This is a genomic window from Agrobacterium pusense, assembly GCF_900102105.1.
GTDB lineage: Bacteria > Pseudomonadota > Alphaproteobacteria > Rhizobiales > Rhizobiaceae > Agrobacterium > Agrobacterium pusense.
Window position 1 is genome coordinate 36,796 of record NZ_FNBB01000011.1, and the last position, 16,396, is coordinate 53,191.

The 16,396-nt window shown below is 58.5% G+C and carries 21 protein-coding genes; 5 read left to right on the forward strand and 16 right to left on the reverse strand.

The features are described 5' to 3' along the window. Positions 1-162: 162 nt before the first annotated feature. Positions 163-474 (forward strand): (2Fe-2S)-binding protein, encoded by a 312-nt coding sequence (locus tag BLU28_RS20740; RefSeq protein WP_004444092.1) that lies wholly within the window; start codon positions 163-165, stop codon positions 472-474. Beyond that, a complete protein-coding gene (gene bfr, locus BLU28_RS20745) occupies positions 440-931 on the forward strand; it encodes a bacterioferritin (RefSeq protein WP_004444094.1) in 492 nt (163 codons plus the stop codon). The genes BLU28_RS20740 and bfr overlap by 35 nt, the downstream gene beginning before the upstream one ends. A gap of 32 nt (positions 932-963) precedes the next feature. Here the strand turns inward: bfr and BLU28_RS20750 are convergent, their stop codons facing one another. From BLU28_RS20750 to rplU, 14 genes are all read right to left on the reverse strand, one after another. Continuing rightward, a complete protein-coding gene (locus BLU28_RS20750; RefSeq protein WP_022557006.1) occupies positions 964-1,476 on the reverse strand; it encodes an RNA pyrophosphohydrolase in 513 nt (170 codons plus the stop codon). Between the two features lie 55 nt (positions 1,477-1,531). After that, positions 1,532-2,725, reverse strand: coding sequence for a divergent polysaccharide deacetylase family protein (locus tag BLU28_RS20755; protein ID WP_077987133.1), 1,194 nt, complete (start codon positions 2,723-2,725; stop codon positions 1,532-1,534). Positions 2,726-2,787: 62 nt separating this feature from the next. Beyond that, positions 2,788-4,116 carry a S41 family peptidase gene (locus tag BLU28_RS20760; protein WP_004444102.1) on the reverse strand — a complete coding sequence of 443 codons (1,329 nt, stop codon included), beginning with the start codon at positions 4,114-4,116 and terminating at the stop codon, positions 2,788-2,790. Continuing rightward, positions 4,106-5,503: a murein hydrolase activator EnvC family protein gene (locus BLU28_RS20765; RefSeq protein ID WP_077987134.1), complete on the reverse strand. Its 1,398-nt coding sequence runs from the start codon at positions 5,501-5,503 to the stop codon at positions 4,106-4,108. Before BLU28_RS20765 ends, BLU28_RS20760 begins: the two co-directional genes overlap by 11 nt. 156 nt (positions 5,504-5,659) lie before the next feature. Then, positions 5,660-6,142, reverse strand: coding sequence for a 23S rRNA (pseudouridine(1915)-N(3))-methyltransferase RlmH (gene rlmH, locus BLU28_RS20770; protein WP_004444109.1), 483 nt, complete (start codon positions 6,140-6,142; stop codon positions 5,660-5,662). Between the two features lie 157 nt (positions 6,143-6,299). Continuing rightward, positions 6,300-6,788 carry a ribosome silencing factor gene (gene rsfS / locus BLU28_RS20775; protein WP_006698315.1) on the reverse strand — a complete coding sequence of 163 codons (489 nt, stop codon included), beginning with the start codon at positions 6,786-6,788 and terminating at the stop codon, positions 6,300-6,302. Between the two features lie 69 nt (positions 6,789-6,857). Then, positions 6,858-7,442: a nicotinate-nucleotide adenylyltransferase gene (locus tag BLU28_RS20780; RefSeq protein WP_077987177.1), complete on the reverse strand. Its 585-nt coding sequence runs from the start codon at positions 7,440-7,442 to the stop codon at positions 6,858-6,860. A 42-nt stretch (positions 7,443-7,484) separates the two neighbouring features. Then, a complete protein-coding gene (locus BLU28_RS20785) occupies positions 7,485-8,771 on the reverse strand; it encodes a glutamate-5-semialdehyde dehydrogenase (protein WP_162699298.1) in 1,287 nt (428 codons plus the stop codon). Beyond that, positions 8,764-9,933, reverse strand: a complete 1,170-nt coding sequence (gene proB, locus BLU28_RS20790; RefSeq protein ID WP_077987135.1) for a glutamate 5-kinase — start codon at positions 9,931-9,933, stop codon at positions 8,764-8,766. The genes BLU28_RS20785 and proB overlap by 8 nt, the downstream gene beginning before the upstream one ends. Further along, a complete protein-coding gene (gene obgE / locus BLU28_RS20795; protein ID WP_004444121.1) occupies positions 9,930-10,997 on the reverse strand; it encodes a GTPase ObgE in 1,068 nt (355 codons plus the stop codon). Before obgE ends, proB begins: the two co-directional genes overlap by 4 nt. Positions 10,998-11,166: 169 nt before the next feature. Then, on the reverse strand, positions 11,167-11,760 hold the full coding sequence (locus BLU28_RS20800; RefSeq protein ID WP_004444123.1) for a GNAT family N-acetyltransferase: 594 nt from the start codon (positions 11,758-11,760) through the stop codon (positions 11,167-11,169). Beyond that, the gene (locus tag BLU28_RS20805; RefSeq protein ID WP_004444125.1) at positions 11,757-12,389 is read right to left on the reverse strand and encodes a GNAT family N-acetyltransferase; all 633 of its coding nucleotides are present in this window, start codon (positions 12,387-12,389) and stop codon (positions 11,757-11,759) included. The genes BLU28_RS20800 and BLU28_RS20805 overlap by 4 nt, the downstream gene beginning before the upstream one ends. Positions 12,390-12,520: 131 nt before the next feature. Continuing rightward, entirely contained in the window at positions 12,521-12,790 is a 270-nt protein-coding gene (rpmA, locus tag BLU28_RS20810) for a 50S ribosomal protein L27 (RefSeq protein WP_004444127.1), read from the reverse strand. A gap of 40 nt (positions 12,791-12,830) precedes the next feature. Next, entirely contained in the window at positions 12,831-13,145 is a 315-nt protein-coding gene (gene rplU, locus BLU28_RS20815; protein WP_003492690.1) for a 50S ribosomal protein L21, read from the reverse strand. A gap of 333 nt (positions 13,146-13,478) precedes the next feature. Between rplU and BLU28_RS20820 the strand changes: the two genes are divergently transcribed. Continuing rightward, positions 13,479-13,919, forward strand: a complete 441-nt coding sequence (locus BLU28_RS20820; RefSeq protein ID WP_003520258.1) for a metallopeptidase family protein — start codon at positions 13,479-13,481, stop codon at positions 13,917-13,919. 19 nt (positions 13,920-13,938) lie between these two features. Here the strand turns inward: BLU28_RS20820 and BLU28_RS20825 are convergent, their stop codons facing one another. Beyond that, positions 13,939-14,145 carry a DUF1737 domain-containing protein gene (locus BLU28_RS20825; RefSeq protein WP_003505258.1) on the reverse strand — a complete coding sequence of 69 codons (207 nt, stop codon included), beginning with the start codon at positions 14,143-14,145 and terminating at the stop codon, positions 13,939-13,941. After that, positions 14,142-15,053: an HpcH/HpaI aldolase/citrate lyase family protein gene (locus BLU28_RS20830; RefSeq protein ID WP_035208012.1), complete on the reverse strand. Its 912-nt coding sequence runs from the start codon at positions 15,051-15,053 to the stop codon at positions 14,142-14,144. The genes BLU28_RS20825 and BLU28_RS20830 overlap by 4 nt, the downstream gene beginning before the upstream one ends. 110 nt (positions 15,054-15,163) lie before the next feature. On the opposite strand from BLU28_RS20830, the gene BLU28_RS20835 reads away from it, so the two are divergent. After that, entirely contained in the window at positions 15,164-15,394 is a 231-nt protein-coding gene (locus BLU28_RS20835) for a hypothetical protein (RefSeq protein ID WP_077987136.1), read from the forward strand. A 161-nt stretch (positions 15,395-15,555) separates the two neighbouring features. Continuing rightward, entirely contained in the window at positions 15,556-16,161 is a 606-nt protein-coding gene (gene leuD / locus BLU28_RS20840) for a 3-isopropylmalate dehydratase small subunit (RefSeq protein ID WP_006698323.1), read from the forward strand. Positions 16,162-16,396: the final 235 nt, after the last annotated feature.

Here is a 16,396-nt window from a genome sequence, read left to right on the forward strand (position 1 = left end):
AAAAAGAGACAGCTAAACCAATGAAAATACGACATTTTTCGTATAGTTTAGAACGAGTCTAGAAAATCGTTATGAATTTGAAAAGAGGTTTTTCTTGACATTCGCTGTCCTGTTTTGGTTTAAGAACGAAAACAACGTGTTGCGTCATACAGGCAGTCCATCATGCTGGTTTGCAGCTGCAATTACATCACCGATCATGAGATCAAGGACGTTATCAACGAGCTCCTCGATGAGGACTGTTGGCAGCTTATCGTTCCCGCAAAAGTGTATCATGCCATGGAAAAGCGCGGTCGCTGCTGTGGCTGCTTTCCGACCGTTGTCGACCTGATTATCAAAACCACGGAAGAATATCACGCTCGTCGGCACTCGACTGAGGCTGATGTTTTTGATTTTATGTCCCGCCTGAAGCGATTCCACGAAGAGAACAGGAGAGCGGACATTGAAAGGCGACAAAAGAGTCATCGAGCGGCTTAACGAAGCCCTTTTTCTCGAACTCGGTGCAGTAAACCAGTATTGGCTTCATTACCGGCTTCTGAATGACTGGGGTTACACCAAGCTTGCCAAAAAGGAGCGTGCGGAATCCATCGAAGAGATGCAGCACGCAGACAAGCTTATCGACCGGATCATCTTCCTGGAGGGCCATCCCAACCTCCAGACCGTTGCTCCCCTGCGTATCGGACAGAATGTCAAGGAAGTGCTCGAAGCCGACCTTGCTGGTGAATATGATGCACGGGCGTCTTATAAGAAATCCCGCGATATCTGTCATGAGGCCGGCGACTACGTTTCGATGAAGCTGTTCGAAACGCTGCTGATCGACGAGGAGGGTCATATCGACTTCCTCGAGACCCAGCTCGAACTGCTCGGCAAGATCGGCGAAGAAAAATACGGCCAGCTCAATGCGGATTCCGCCAACGAAGCGGAAGACCACTAAAATACGGAAAAGGCGGCCGGCGGCCGCCTTTTTTATTTATCGGAAAGGTGCCGGAATTCGGCAACCACTTTCTCGTAGACGCCGCGCTTGAACGGAACGATGAGTTCAGGCAGGCTCTCCATCGGCTTCCAGTCCCAGGCATCGAATTCGGCTGCGTGCCCCGTCGGTGGCGGATCGATCTGGATTTCGCTTTCGTCGCCTTCGAACCGGAATGCGAACCAGCGCTGTGCCTGGCCGCGATATTTACCCCTCAATCCGATGCCGATCAGTTCCGGCGGAAGATCGTAGTGGATCCAGTCGCTCGCTTCCGCCAGCAGCCGCACCGTTTTCATTCCCGTCTCTTCGTGAAGCTCGCGAATGGCCGCGGCCAGAGGCCGCTCGCCCTCATCAATCCCCCCCTGTGGCATCTGCCACAAATGCGGCGAGCCATCATATTCGGAATTGCCTTCCTTGATGCGCCGGCCGGCCCACACCAGGCCTTCGGCGTTCAGAACCATCATCCCCGCACAGGGACGATAGGGCAAATCTTCTGCTTTGATTGTCATGGGTTTCCCGCATTGTCTGAGCGCCACAAGGGCGCGGAATGGCCGCAGGCAAGGTTTACTGCCCCGCCGGCTCCGAAACAAGGGCGGAAACGCCGACGATCTCGATACCGCGGCCCGCCGCTTCCCGGGACCACCGCGAGATCGCCGCAATGCTTTCATCAAAAGCAGAAGCCACCCCGATCGCCTGACCATTGCGGCGCGCGACCCGCTCCAATTCGTCCAACTTCCGCAAGATGGAAGCTTCGGTCACTTCGCCGTCGAGCAGAATATCGGCAAAACCCTGGGGGGCAGAGATGGCCTTTGCAATCCCGCCACTCAGGGACTGCGCTGACGAACCATCGTCCAGAAATAGCAGACCACGTTTGCCGATATCACGCATCACCGGCTCCAGCGCCGCCTGCTCGGCGAGAAAGCGCCCGCCGAGATAATTCATGATGCCGGTATAATTGGTGATTTTGGCCATGGATCGATGCAGCCGGTCGAGGTTTACCTTGGCGGGATCGGCGGCAATCAATGTATCCGGGCCGGGATTGGTGCCGGGATAACCAAAGGGCTCCAGCGGTATCTGGAGAAGAATTTCGTGCCCCTCACGGCGTGCTTCCTGCATCCAGCGTTGCAGGCTGTTGCCGCTGGCGGCAAAGCCAAGCGTCACCTCCGGCGGCAGTTCCCGTATCGCCTTTTGCGAGCCTGTCTGGCTGAGGCCGAGACCACCGACCACGATCGCCACCCGCGTGCCCCGCGCTCCCGACCAGGGCCGCGCATATTGCTCCATCGGCCGCAATCCGTCGGCGCCCACCACTGGCAACCTGCCATAGGCCGTATCCTCAAGCAATTCCTCGTTGGGCCGCGTGGCCATGCGTGGGTCCTGGCCATAGGTCTGGCCGCTCATCAACACAGGCCCGTCATTATCACGGGGCCGCGGAGAATAGACTGAAACAATGTTACCATCGGGCATGGTCGCACGATTGATGTTCGCGCCAGATCGGCCACTTTCCGGTTGCAGACCAGCCGTTTCGGCCTCCTCGGCCGGTACGGATGGTTCAGCTTTGTTTTGCGCAGGCTGCAGTTCAAGGTCCGGCCCGGTCGCCGTCCTCTGCAGATTGCCGGGCGAGAGCGCCGTGTAGACGGACAGTCCGCCGATGGAAAGAACCGCAAGCGCCGCCAGAACCATAATGACGGAAAAGCGCCGGTTGATACCGGCGCTTTTTTTCTGACGACCCAGAAGCGGTTTTCGCAGGTCCGAAGGCAATGAACGATCCGTCCAGAGGGTTTGTCAATCGAGATGGAGTGCCGGAAGCCGGCACAACGCTCTTATTGCTTGTTGACTACAGCCTTTTCCGGGTTGGGCGGGAAAGACGGATCCGTCTTGACGCCACGCAACAGGTCAAGCGCATAGTTAAGCTGGATGTCGTCCTTGGCCTCCGGCGGAACATAGGCCGAAGAACCCGAACCTTCGTCCGTTTCGCTCTGACCCTTGATGTGCCCGGAGAGACTGGATTCGCCCTCTGCCGTGACGCGACCCTGCAATTCCGGCGGCAAAGGCTGCTCTACCTTGATATCGGGCTCGATACCTGTTCCCTGGATCGATTTGCCAGACGGCGTGTAATAGAGCGCGGTGGTCAGACGCAGCGCACCGGCCTCGCCGAGCGGAATGATCGTCTGAACCGAACCCTTGCCGAAGGAGCGCGTGCCGACAACGGTCGCGCGACGCAAATCTTGCAGAGCGCCGGCAACGATCTCAGACGCCGAAGCCGAACCGCCGTTGACGAGCACGATCACCGGCTTGCCGTCGGTCAGATCGCCGGCCGTTGCGTTGAAGCGGCGGGTCTCGTCGGGGTTACGGCCACGGGTTGAAACGACCTCACCACGCTCAAGGAAGGCGTCGGAGACATTGATCGCCTGATCGAGCAGACCGCCCGGGTTGAGGCGCAGGTCGAGCACGTAACCCTTCAGCTTGTCGGCAGGAACATCCGCCTTGATCTTCTTGATCGCCTTTTCGAGATCGTCGTAGGTCTTCTCGGTAAAGGAGATGACGCGCAAATAACCGACATTGTCGCCCTCGACACGCGACTTGACCGCGCGAACGGCAATCACGTCGCGCACAACGGTAATTTCAAGCGGCTTGTCGGCGCCCTGGCGGATGACGGTCAGCTTGATGGGCGTCTTGACTGCGCCGCGCATCTTTTCGACCGCCTGCTCCAGCTTCAGTCCGCGAACCGGCGTACCATCGATTTCGGAGATGAAGTCGCCGGCAAGAATGCCCGCGCGGGATGCTGGCGTATCATCCATCGGAGAGATGACTTTGACCAGTTCGTTTTCCATCGTCACTTCAATGCCGAGGCCGCCGAACTCACCCTTGGTCTGGGTGCGCATGTCGTTGGCGTCCTTCGCATTCATGAAGCTTGAATGCGGGTCGAGCGAGCTGAGCATGCCGTTAATGGCATTTTCCACCAGCTTCTCGTCATCCGGCGGCGTCACATATTGCGCACGCACGCGTTCGAACACGTCGCCAAAGATCGACAGCTCCTTATAGGTCGAAGGCCCGGCCGCCTGTGCCGGCATGCTCGCCGAATAAATCACGCTCATCGCCGTGGCGCCCATAAGCCCACCGATAAGGAGAAGCGAAACCTTACGAATCATTGTGCGCCCTTCCGGTATTTTTTGCGGTCCACCACGGTTGGGAATCAACCGGTACACCATCTTTCCTGAACTCAATGTAGAGCGTTGGCCTGTCGGTTTCCAGCGCCAATGCTGCTGCACTCGCTACTCTTTTTGCCCCCATGGAGGCGATCGGCTCTCCGGAGAACACGAACATGCCCTGCCGGGTTCTTACATTATCCATGCCCGTCATGACCACGTGATACCCATCGCCGGTATTGAGGATGACCATGCGACCGTAGCTGCGAAAATCGCCGGCAAATACCACGAAACCGTCCGCAGGCGCCGTCACGATGGCCTCCGGGCCGCTCGCGACGACAACTCCCTTGGAAAAATGGCCCGTACCATCCGCATCGCCGAAGCGCCGCAGCACTTCGCCCGCCACCGGAAACTCCAGCTTTCCCTTCAAATTCGCGAAGGGATATGCGGGCGCAATACGGTTTTTATCGGGCATTCCAGCCTCGGCCGCGGCGCGCTGCTTTTCGCGTTCCGCCTCCGAAAGACGGGCCAGACGCTGCTCTTCCGCACGCGCCTTTTCCATCGCCTCCCGTACCGAGGTAATTTCGCCTTCAAGCGAACTGACCAGCCCTTCGAGACTCGTCGCCTTGCTCGCAAGTTCTTCGGACCGCTTGCGCTCCGCCTCCAGCTCCGCCGCCGTCTGGGAATTCTTGCGGTCGTTTTCGGCAATCAGCAGGTCGAGGCGTTTTTCCTCTTCAAGACTTGCCGTCATCATACCCGTAAGATCGTCCTTTTCGCGAGCGATTGCCTGTCTGAGATCGGTCAATTCTTTGAGAGCGGCGACCAGCTTGTCCGTTTCACCGCGAATGCCGGGCACAACGGCGCCAAGAAGAATGGCGCTGCGAACGGAAGCAAGTGCATCCTCCGGCGAAACGAGCAGGGCGGGCGGCGGATTTCTGCCCATGCGCTGCAACGCGGCCAGAACCTCAGCCAGTACACCGCGCCTCTCCCGTAGAGACGCCTTGACGCCGTCCTCGCGCACCGAAAGCTTGGCCAGGCGATCCTCACCATCGCTGATCTTGGTTTCCAGCGCCTTGCGTCTCGCAGCCGACGCAATCAACTCTTCCCGGATACGGGCGCTGTCCTGATTGAGGGATGCAATGCTCTCCTCGAGCTTCCTTGTTTTGTCCTCGGAAAGTCCGATACTGTCGACCAGCTCCTCCAGATCCTGACGGTTCTGGTCACGACGCTTCTCCAGCGACTGCAACTCATCTGGAGATAAATCGCCATTCTCGGTGGGAATGGCGCCCGCATCATCGCGCGAATAGGTCGGACCGATCCCCACAACGAAAGCAGCGAGAACCGCGCCCGCAAGGGCCGCGTGCCGTTTTCCTGGAGACTTCTTGTCCATCTGAACTTTCTTTGATGCCGAAGCAGGGAGCGCCGATATTAGGGATTTTACCGCGATCTTCCAAGAGGCCTTTAAGGCGGCCGACGACCATCCCATGTCAGCCGTGTCGCCGAGCTTCATGTTGAAATTGCGACGGGACCCGCATCCGTCCCCGCGTCATACCCGGTGATAGGGGTGACCGGATAGAATGGTAACGGCGCGGTAAAGCTGCTCGGCAATCAGAATGCGGACAATCTGGTGCGGCCATGTCAGTTTGCCGAGATTGAGAACGGCTGTCGCCCTGTCATAAAGGCCGGGATCGAGACCATCGGCCCCGCCGATGGCGATAACAAGTTCGCGCTTGCCGCTGTCGCGCAGATCACCGAAAAAGGACGCAAAGGCCGGGCTGTCGAGCGCCTTGCCACGCTCATCGAGTAAGATAAGCACTGCGCCATCGGAAAGATGCTTTTCCAGCATCGCCGCCTCTTCGCGCTTGCGGGTTTCTGCGTTTGATGCACGACTTTCCGCGACTTCGATAACCCGCGAAAATTCGAGCCCGACCGCCGGGCCAGTCTTGGCGAGGCGCTCGATATAACGGGTCGCAAGATCCTTTTCGGGGCCGGATTTCAGCCGTCCCACCGCAAAAATTGAAATCCGCATCGCAAACCTGCACGTGTCGTAACCCAATGGGCCACGCTCTTAACAGCATAGCGCGCGGATTCCTATGCGGCCGACCTGATTTCCGGCCAGAAGCATCGCTCCGAAGTCACAGGCGATCTTCGGCAAAAACGATGCCTTCGCTCAAAGGCTCACCGCATCAATGCAGCGTCTCTTCCGGCATGTCCGGCGTCGCCCACATTTTTTCGATGTTGTAGAAAGCGCGGATTTCCGGTCGGAACACATGAACGATGATATCGCCGGTATCGATGAGCACCCAGTCGCCGGTCTCAAGACCTTCGACGCGGGCGTTTCCGAACCCTTCATCCTTCATGTCTTTCAGAAGATGCTCGCAAATCGCCGAGACATGCCTGTTCGACCGCCCGGACACCACAACCATGTAGTCCGCAAGCGCCGATTTTCCGGCAATGTTGAGAGAGACGATATCTTCAGCCTTGGAGTCCTCGAGGCTCGCGAGGACGGTGTCGAGGGCATGGCCGGCGGCATCGGCGCCACTGTCCTGGCCCTTCGGGATAGCAACGAATGCTCTTCCCTTGGCGTGTACTGTTGTCAGAGGTTTTCCTTTCCAAGAATGACAAAACAGGCACTGCGCGACGCGATTCTCTGCGTCACACAATGAAGGTGGCATCAAAGCATTAACTTTTCAAGATATGGAGCCTTAGACGGCGGCCACATACATCATTTGTGATCGGCCGTGTCATTTGCGGCCGTTACGTAGCGCAGTGGAGCTGAGCGTGGAACGCGGTCCATGAATGAAAACCCAGGCGGGCGCTGGTTTTTTCCATAAAACACCGGCATCGTCCTCATCGATCCGCGCCTGGCTGAAGGCCTGCGCCATGGTGGAGGAGAGGTAGGAAAGCGTCGAACCCGGCCTGTCGATCACCGCAATCGGGAAAGTCTCAGCAATCGTGCGCCATTTCTGCCAGTGATGGAAACTCTTGAGATTATCGGCACCCATAATCCAGATGAAGCGCACGTGCGGATTTTTCGCCTTCACCTTGGCGAGCGTATTAGCGGTATAGCTTATGCCCAGCGATTTTTCGAAAGCCGTGACCTTGATGCGAGGATCGTGAACGAGCTTTTCGCAGGCAGCGATGCGATCTTCGAGAGAGGCCAGCTCTGAGCGGCTTTTCAACGGATTGCCTGGCGTCACCATCCACCACAGCTGATCGAGACCGAGCCTGCGCAGCGCAATCTCTGCAACAAGCGCGTGACCGGCATGCGGCGGATTAAAAGAACCGCCGAACAGCCCGACAACCATGCCGCGCTCCACATGCGGCATGGTGAGATAACGTCTGTCGAGGCGCTTATCGGCCGGCAAATATCAGGTCCGTGTCTGGCCGGTGCCGTGCACACGGTATTTGAACGAGGTAAGCTGCTCGACGCCGACGGGGCCTCGCGCATGCATCTTGCCGGTGGCGATGCCGATTTCAGCGCCCATGCCGAATTCACCGCCATCGGCAAATTGGGTCGAGGCATTGTGCAGCAGAATGGCTGAATCAAGTTCGTTGAAGAATCGCGCCACCACCTCGGCATCCTCGGCGATAACGGCCTCGGTATGGTTGGAAGAGTAGGTGCCGATATGTTCGATCGCACCGGAGATGCCATCCACCACGGCGACCGAAATGATTGCATCGAGATATTCGGTGCGCCAGTCCTCTTCCGTTGCCGGCGCGAGACCCGCCATCACTTCGCGTACGGCCCGCGAACCGCGCACTTCACAACCGACTTCCATCAGAGCCTTGACGAGCGGCTCCAAATGCGTGGAAACGGCAGCAGCATCCACCAGCAGCGTTTCGGCCGCCCCGCAAATGCCGGTACGGCGCATCTTGGCGTTGACAACGATGCGTTTCGCCATGTCGAGATCAGCGGATTTATCGACATAGATGTGGCAGATCCCCTCAAGATGCGCGAAAACCGGCACGCGGGCCTCCGACTGTACCCGGGCCACGAGGCTCTTGCCGCCGCGCGGCACGATAACGTCAACCGTGCCATTCAGGCCGCTGAGAAGCGCGCCGACGGCGGCGCGGTCGGTCACCGGTACCAGTTGAACGGCATGCTCGGGAAGACCCGCGATCTTCAGACCTTCCACGAGGCAGGCATGGATAGCACGCGATGAATGTTGCGAATCCGAGCCGCCGCGCAGGATCACGGCATTACCCGCCTTGAGACATAGCGCGCCGGCATCCGCCGTCACGTTCGGGCGGCTTTCGTAAATCACACCGATGACGCCAAGCGGCGTGCGCACGCGCTCGATCTTCAGGCCATTGGGCCTGTCCCATGCGGCGATGACTTCGCCGACCGGATCGGGCAGCGCCGCGACGGAACGAATGCCTTCAGCGATACCGGCAATCCGGTCATCATTGAGCGTCAGCCTGTCGATGAAGGAGGGCGCAAGACCAGCCTGATCCGCCGCGGCTAGATCTTTGCGGTTAGCAGCAAGGATCGCCTCTTTCGAGGCTTCAATGGCGGAGGCCATGGCAAGCAGCGCACGGTTCTTCTGGTCCGCGCCGGCGATGGACAACGGTCGTGAAGCAGCTTTCGCCTGAGCGCCGATGGTCATCATCAGCGCGTCAATATCATGGCTCTGCTTCACGGCCTGTTCAGGCATGGACCTCATCCTTCTCTGCACTCTTAACTTTCACGGCGGCCCCGGTCATGACGAGGTCGTCGCGATGGATCATCGCCGCCCGTCCGACATAACCGAGGATCGCCTCGATCTCATTGGACTTATGGCCGATGATGAGACGCGCCTCTTCCGCATCGTAACCCGCGAGACCGCGCGCGACCTCACGGCCTTGCGCGCCGATGATGGCAACGGCATCGCCGCGCCCGAAATTGCCCTTGACCTGCCGCACGCCAGCGGGAAGCAGGCTTTTACCGGCATAAAGGGCCTTTTCCGCGCCGGCATCTACATGGATTTCGCCAGCGGGCTGCAACTGCCCGGCAATCCAGGTCTTGCGTGCCGTCACCGGAGTCCCGGATGGCGCGAACCATGAGGAGCGCGCACCGTTTTCGATTGCCTTGAGCGGGTTGAGCGTCTTGCCTGACGCGATGATCATGCCACAGCCGGCAGCGGTGGCAATCTTGCCCGCATCGATCTTGGTGCGCATGCCGCCGCGCGAAAGCTCGGAAGCTGCGCCGCCCGCCATGGCTTCGATTTCGGGGGTGATGTCCGCAATCGTGTCAAGGAATTTGGCGTCTGGATCGAGATGCGGCGGAGCTGTGTACAAGCCGTCAATATCCGACAGCAGAACCAGCAAATCGGCACCCGTCATGGTCGCCACGCGCGCCGCCAGACGATCATTATCGCCATAACGAATTTCGGTAGTCGCAACCGTGTCGTTTTCATTGATGATCGGAATAGCGCCGATCTTCAGAAGCTGGTTGATGGTGGCGCGCGCATTGAGATAACGGCGACGCTCTTCGGTGTCGGAGAGCGTCAGCAAAATCTGGCCGGCAACAATGTCATGCCGCGACAGGCTCTCCGACCATGCCCGCGCCAGCGCAATCTGGCCGACAGCCGCCGCCGCCTGGCTTTCCTCCAGCTTCAACGCGCCCGAAGGCAGGCCGAGCACGGTGCGGCCAAGAGCGATAGCGCCCGAAGACACCACCTGAACATCCGCACCGTTTTTCTTCAGCGCCGCGATGTCCTCGCAGATGGCATCCAACCAGTCTTTCTTCAGGCCGCTTTTGCGGTCCACCAGAAGCGCCGATCCGATCTTGATGACGATCTGGTGGTGGCTGCCCAGCGGCTTGCGCGTCAGGCTCATAGGCGGTCGTCCTCTTCCTCGACCTCGCTCTCATGCGGCATGGACCGATCGGGAAGGGCGGTTTCGCCGCCATTGCTTGCCGACACGATGATGTCGCGAAGGGCGCGAAGGGCTTCCGTCATGCCGATATGCGCGGCAGCGGACAGAAGAAGCGGCGGACGGCCGCAGGCCTTTTCCAGTTCCTTGGCCTTCTTTTTCAGTTCCTTTTCATCCAGCACGTCGATCTGTGACAGCGCGACGATTTCCGGCTTGTCTGTCAGTCCGCCACCATAGGCATCGAGTTCAGCTTTGACGGTCTTGTAGGCCTTGCCGACCTTCTCTTCCTGCGCGGAAACGAGATGCAGAAGCACGCGGGTGCGCTCGACATGGCCGAGGAAACGGTCACCGATGCCGACCCCCTCATGCGCGCCTTCAATCAACCCGGGAATATCCGCCAGCACGAATTCACGGCCATCGATGGTCGCGACACCAAGGTTCGGATGCAGCGTGGTGAACGGATAGTTGGCAATCTTTGGCCGCGCGCGCGTCACGGTTGCAAGGAATGTAGACTTGCCCGCATTAGGCAGGCCAACGAGACCAGCGTCGGCAATCAGCTTCAAACGAAGCCAGACCGTCTTTTCTTCACCCGGAAGACCCGGATTGGCGTGCGTCGGCGCCTGATTGGTGGACGATTTGAAATAGGCATTGCCGAAACCGCCATTGCCGCCCGCGGCCAGGCGAAAGCGCTGGCCCTCCTTGGTGAGGTCGACGATCAGCGTCTCGTTGTCTTCCTCAAAAATCTGCGTGCCAACAGGCACCCGCAGCACCACGTCGGAACCCTTGGCGCCGGTGCGGGTCTTGCCCATGCCGTGCTGGCCGATCGAGGCCTTGAAATGCTGCTGGAAACGGAAGTCGATCAGCGTGTTGAGACCGTTGACCACCTCAACCCAGACGTCGCCGCCGCGTCCGCCATCGCCACCATCGGGGCCGCCGAATTCGATGAATTTTTCACGCCGGAACGACACGGCACCCGCGCCGCCATCACCGGACTTGATATAGACTTTTGCTTCATCGAGAAATTTCATCGGACTGCCGTTCTGTCGGTTTGCGGGCACCGCAACCAATCGTGCTGCGCCAAACAAAAATATCGTCGTTTCGAATACAAGCGCTTCTTCACAAGGTCAAAGACTATCGTGCGGGAAGCTCATGCGCGAGACAAGGCCGGTCTGGATCAAACCGGCCTTGTAATGCTCCTCAAATGCGATGCGGCTTAATGAAATCTTCAGCCGTGACCATCGTGTCGATATGCGCCACCATGGCGGCACGCGCCGTGGCGTAGATCTGGTGACAACCGGTCACCCGGAAGCCGAGCTTCTCCTGCACACGCAGCGAGGCGGGGTTATCCGCAAACACGCCGGAGTGAAGGGTCACTCCCGGCATGCGGCGAAAGAACCGCTCGACGACGGCGGCCACCGCCTCGGTCATGTAACCCTTGCCCCAGTAGAAGCGGTTGAGCCAGTAGCCCAAATGCCATTCGCCATGCCGCAATTCCACCGAGACGACGCCAATCAGCGTGTCGTCACCGCTGGTGATGGCGAAATCCCAGTCAGGCAGGGTGCCGGAGGTGCGCAACACCAGCCACTCCAGCGCATCCTGCTTGTGGTAAGGCGCGGGAACGCGGGCCAGCATTTTCGTTACCGCAAAATCGCCAAGCGATTCCGCAATGCTGCCGGCATCGGAAAGGCGCTGTGGGCGCAGCACCAGACGCGATGTCTCGATCACGGGGCAGGGGCCTGGCGGCGCTATCGCAGGGGCCGCCCGGCGGCGGCTCAGTTCGAGCGTGCTCATCCCATGTCCCCCCAGCTCTTCAGCGAAACCCAGGTCTTGCGGTCCAGCCTGTACCATTCGACCGGCACCATGCCACCGAGCGCCAGCGAACCGACCATGCCGGAGCCCTGGAACTGGAAACCGCACTTCTGGATGACACGGCGCGACGGGATGTTGGTGACCCGGCAACGGGCATCGATCTGGTCGATTTCACGCGTACGAAAGGCCATGTCGATCAGCGCATGCGCCGCTTCGGTCATGTATCCCCGGTTCCAGTAGGGTTCCCCCAGCCAGTAACCGATCTCCAGCGTCTTTTCGTCTTCCTGGGGTTCGAGCGCGCAGCAGCCCAGAAACTCGCCATTGTCCATGCGGGTAATCGCATAGACGCACTTGCCAATCTCGCCAGCTTTGGAGCGTCGCACAAAATCCGCGGCGTCTTTGGCCGTGTAGGGGTGCGGCATACGCGATACCATGGTCGCGATATTGGCATTGTTGGCAAGATGGGCAAGGGCGTCGATGTCTTCTTCGTGAGGCTTGCGCAAAACCAGCCTCTGCGACAGTAAAACGGGGCAATCGCTCCTCGACCGATCGGGCCTCGGCCGTTCCTCGGGTGACCGTGATTGGTCAACCCTCAACAATTCAGCTTGCATGGTTCAGTCCCTCCTTGGGGTTAAAGAAAAAGGGGAGTTGGGTGGTGCCCCATCTCCCCTGTTTTCTTGACTGAACCTGATACGCCTCAGCCGGGTCGATGGGACACCGGCTGCATATGACGCTTACCGGCTTATTCTGCGGCTTCCGCTTTCGGTGCCACGGATACGAATACGCGGCCATTGGCCTTCGTACGGAAGTTCACGTTACCTGCGGTCAGTGCGAAAATCGTGTGGTCCTTGCCCATGCCAACATTGGCGCCGGGATGCCACTGCGTGCCGCGCTGACGCAGAATAATGTTGCCTGGAATGACAGCTTCGCCGCCGAACTTCTTTACGCCAAGGCGCTTGGATTCGGAATCGCGACCGTTACGCGAGGAACCGCCAGCTTTTTTGTGTGCCATTGGAGTTCTCCTTTAAACCTTGTTTCCCGTGTCGCGCCGATCAGGCAGCAACGATGTCCGTGATGCGGACGACAGTGTGATGCTGACGATGGCCGCGCGAACGCTTGGAGTTCTGACGACGACGCTTCTTGAAGGCGATGACCTTCTTGCCGCGGTTGTGCTCGACAACTTCCGCCTTGACGATGGCACCCTTGACGAAGGGAGCACCGAACTTGGCGTCGGCACCTTCGCCAACAACGAGAACTTCGGTGAATTCTACAGTTGCGCCTGCCTCTGCTTCCAGCTTTTCGATGGTCAGCACGGCGTCGGCCGCTACGCGGTACTGCTTACCGCCGGTCTTGATGACTGCGAACATTTTTTATCCTTTCATGTTCGTTCCGGCTCTGCCCGCCTAAGCAAGCTGGCCGTCTTTTTATCAGTCGGAATTTGGTAGAAACCCGTCGGGACAGGATGTCCCTTTGAATGTCTGCCGGTGAAGCCGCCTTTTTGAGGGCGGTATTTAAAAGAAGGCGCACTACGCCATCAATTTGGGTGCCGATTACGCGAGACGCCGGTTTATGTCAAGATGAAGACGGCTTGAAAAGTAACTGTAACGCCAAGAATTTCATGCTTTTTCGGCAGGCGCGGCAGTCAGGTCTCGAAATTTGCCCAGCAAGTGTTTATATGGGCCTTCCAACAAGGAGCAGAAATGGCCCGCATAGACCAGACCGACGATTGGCGGGACCGCCATGCGCCGACACTTTCCGCCTTCGAATCGCTTGCGATCGAGGCCTATGGCCACCTGCCGGAAGAATTTCGCGCACTGACGAAAGATCTCATCATCGAGATCGCCGATTTCCCGACCGACGATGTCTTCGAAGACATGGCGCTCGAAACGCCTTTCGATCTCTTGGGGCTTTTCGAGGGCCGGGGCATCTCCGAACGTTTCACCATGGAAACGGGCGAGATGGTAAACCGTATCACGCTTTATCGACGTCCCATTCTAGACTACTGGGCCGAGAACGAGGAAACGCTGGGTGATATCATCACTCATGTCCTCATCCACGAGATTGGCCATCATTTCGGCCTGTCTGATGACGACATGGAGCGGATTGAAGAAAGCGCCGACGAGGCCGCCGCCGATCGCTGATCGGGGCGGCCATGACTGCTTACTGCTCGCCGAGCTTCATGTCGGGATGGTATTCCTTGCCCTCGACCACCTTGGTCACGGCCTGGCCGCAATGCATGACGCCACTTGCCGCATTAAAGGCATAGCTTGGCGAACCCGCGAGTTCCCAGCCTTTGTTCAGCGCCTCGGTAACCCGGTGACAGAATTTCGCGTCGTCCGGTCCGGTGATGAAACGATAGACCTTCACGTCTTATTTGCCTTTCTTTGTGCGATGATATCGGCCATGGCGACCAGTCTTTCGGCCTGGTTTACATGCAGCCGTTCTATCATCCGACCATTCATGTTGATGACATTCAATTTCGCATATTCCGGTTTTGCGAAAGCCGCAATGATCTCACGCGCTTCCGCGACCGCAGTCTCGTCCGGGGCGAAACGCCGGTTAGCCGGCTCGATCTGAGCAGGATGGATCAACATCTTGCCATCGAACCCCATGGCGCGCCCCTGTTCGCATTCAGCTTCGAAGGCCTCGATGTCACGAAAGTCGTTTGAAACGCTGTCGATGACTTCCAGACGGTACGCACGGGCGGCAAGCACAACCTGCATCATCCAGGGTACGAGATACATGCGGTCTGTCAGCGCTGGAACGCGCGTTTCCTTGCGGAGGTCGTTCAGTCCGATGACAAAAGCCGCCAGCCGTGCATCCGGCGTGTGGGCCGCGTCTGCAATCGAGGCGGCGTTCAGGACACCGAGCGGCGTCTCGATCATCGCCCAGATTTTCAGGGCTTCGGGCGCATCTGCTTCGGCCAGAAGATCGGCCACGTCATTGATATCCGCCGGCTGTTCCACCTTCGGCAGCAGGACTGCGTTCGGCCGACAGGAAAGAACAAGCTGCAGATCCGCCTTCCCCTCAGGTGTGGAGAGGGGATTGATGCGAATAATGGTCTCGCCGCCGAAAAAAGGGGCTTCCGAAAACAAGGTTTTCAGATTCTCCCGCGCCTTGCCCTTCATGTCGGGCGCTACCGAATCTTCCAGATCGAGGATCACCCCGTCACAATCGAGATCGCGAATTTTTTCCAGCGCCCGGACGTTGATCGCGGGGACAGAAAGCAGCGAACGGCGCGGTCGGACAGGAATATTTTCGGAAAAACTGACCATGCCGCACTTGTGTCAAGCTTTTGTGACATCTGCAAGCCGACAATCCACTGAATCCTCTTGCAAGCCGGAAGAAGAAGGCCCACATTCGTCTGGAAAGAAAGGTTTGGATCATGCAAGGCATACGTTCGTTTTTCATCGCCGCATCCGGCATTGCAATTCTGGCCATGGCCGCTCTTTTCACGGCGTCGCTTACGGTCGCTTTCATTGGCGTGCTCGCGGTTCTTAGCGCAGCCCGCCTCCTGTCCGCGCGTCTGAAGCCGGCTCCGATCCCTGTGAAGCCCCGCAGCCAGCACGACATGCGCGTCTGGAACGACGGCAAGGGTACGATTATCGATCTCTGAGGTCGATGAATTCGGAAAAAGCACCGGCGGTGCGCGCAAGGCGTACCGATGAATGCGGGTTTGCGCTTCTAAATCGACCCTTTTTGCAGTATTTCCCCAGTTAACTCCGGCCGGCTTTAGCCAGCGCCAGATTTTGTTCAGGGAAACACGGGAAGCGACAGATGGAAAAATTCACCAAGCTGACAGGCGTTGCCGCGCCCATGCCGGTCGTCAATATCGACACGGATATGATCATTCCGAAAGATTATCTGAAGACCATCAAGCGCACCGGTCTCGGCAAGGGCCTTTTTGCTGAATCCCGGTATCTCGAAGACGGTTCGCCCAATCCCGATTTCGTGCTGAACAAGCCCGCCTACCAGAACGCCCAGATCCTCGTCGCTGGCGATAATTTCGGCTGCGGCTCATCGCGCGAACACGCACCCTGGGCGCTGCTCGATTTTGGCATCCGCTGCGTGATCTCCACCAGCTTTGCGGATATTTTTTACAATAACTGTTTCAAGAACGGCATTCTTCCGGTTGTCGTCAGCCCGGAGAACCTGGAAAAGCTGCTGGACGACGCATCGCGCGGATCAAACGCCGTTCTTTCCATCGATCTTGAACGTCAGGAGATCAGCGGTCCCGACGGCGGTACGATCAGTTTTGAGATCGATGAGTTCAAGCGTCACTGCATGCTGAATGGCCTCGACGATATTGGCCTGACGCTGGAACATCGCGGCGCAATCGATACCTTCGAAAAGACCAACGCCTCCGCGCGGCCCTGGGCCTGATCCCACTTTCTACGCCGGGCATTCGCACAAGCGGGGCCTGTCAGGAAATGCGTCACGGTAAAAGACTAAAAAGCCGATCCCGTACAAAACCGTACCGGATCGGCTTTTGCTTTGCTTGAAAAGCCCCTGAGGCAGAGATAAGAAGCCCCCGATCCCGTCCGGTTGCAATAAGACCTTGCAGATGCAGGACGGAATGAGTTTGACGCCGCGCTCGCCATCATCCCTTCTGGATGTT